At 52.9% G+C, this 850-nt stretch carries 2 protein-coding genes; both read left to right on the top strand.

Annotated features, from left to right (window positions below):
• Positions 1-45: 45 nt before the first annotated feature.
• Complete coding sequence (locus tag C7K08_RS14680) at positions 46-276, top strand: hypothetical protein (RefSeq protein WP_106501196.1); 231 nt, start codon at positions 46-48, stop codon at positions 274-276.
• A gap of 2 nt (positions 277-278) precedes the next feature.
• Positions 279-677 (top strand): PIN domain-containing protein, encoded by a 399-nt coding sequence (locus tag C7K08_RS14675; protein WP_241537297.1) that lies wholly within the window; start codon positions 279-281, stop codon positions 675-677.
• Positions 678-850 lie beyond the last annotated feature (173 nt).

The following is an 850-nucleotide window of genomic DNA, read 5'->3' as shown; positions in this document are numbered from 1 at the left end:
AAGTTTCATGCTTTGCTAGAAATGCGACTTTCGCAGACCTAAATTATGAAAGTAACTGTTGAGCTTTCAGAAAATGAGATGGCTGAAATTCTTGATTTCACTGGTGAGAGTAAGAAGGGCCCTGCAATTCGCCGCCTGATGGAACAAGCTTTGCAGCAGCTACATCGCGCCCAGATCGCTCAACGCTTCATTAGCGGCGAGTGGGGGGTGGAGTTGGAGGGTTTTGAAAACGACCGGGAGTGCGACCGACAACGAGCACAGGAGCTAGCCGAATGATCATGCTGCTCGACTCCAGCCTCTGGGTTGACTTCACCCGTGCTCGTAGCCCGCTCCCTCTCAAGAAGTTCATCGCCCCCTTTGTGCTTAATCCCCAGGCCCACCTGGCTGAGCCAGTGCGTTTTGAGCTGTTGCGTTCAGCCCGGCCAGATGAGATTCGTCAGCTAGAGGCCCAATTTGCAACTTTGCCTAAACTCACCACCCCAGCGGATTTGTGGCAGCGGGCGATCGAATTAGGCCAAGCCTGTCGCCAGATCGGCCGCACTGTGTTCAGCATCGATCTGCTGGTTGCTGCTGTGGCCCTGCATCACAACGCTCTTCTTGTGAGCTTTGACACCGACTTCGAGGCCATCGCCTCGGTAAGTGAACTGCGCCTGCAGCGTCTGGAACGCCCTCTTTAATTCCATGCTCTGGTTATTTATAAAATCAAAAAGCCTTAGTGATTGCAGCGGTTAAGTTGGGGGCGGACGTTATGTTGCACCTTGATAACCGATAGGTTGTTCTGGATCAGGAGCCAACCTGCCAACACCGGTCTCCCCAAATCCGCATCCACCACAGGTAGAATTACCAAGAT

The organism is Synechococcus lacustris str. Tous (genome assembly GCF_003011125.1).
Lineage (GTDB): Bacteria > Cyanobacteriota > Cyanobacteriia > PCC-6307 > Cyanobiaceae > Synechococcus_D > Synechococcus_D lacustris.
The sequence above is the reverse complement of the archived record's forward strand: the minus strand, read 5'-3'. Positions and strand labels throughout refer to the sequence as shown.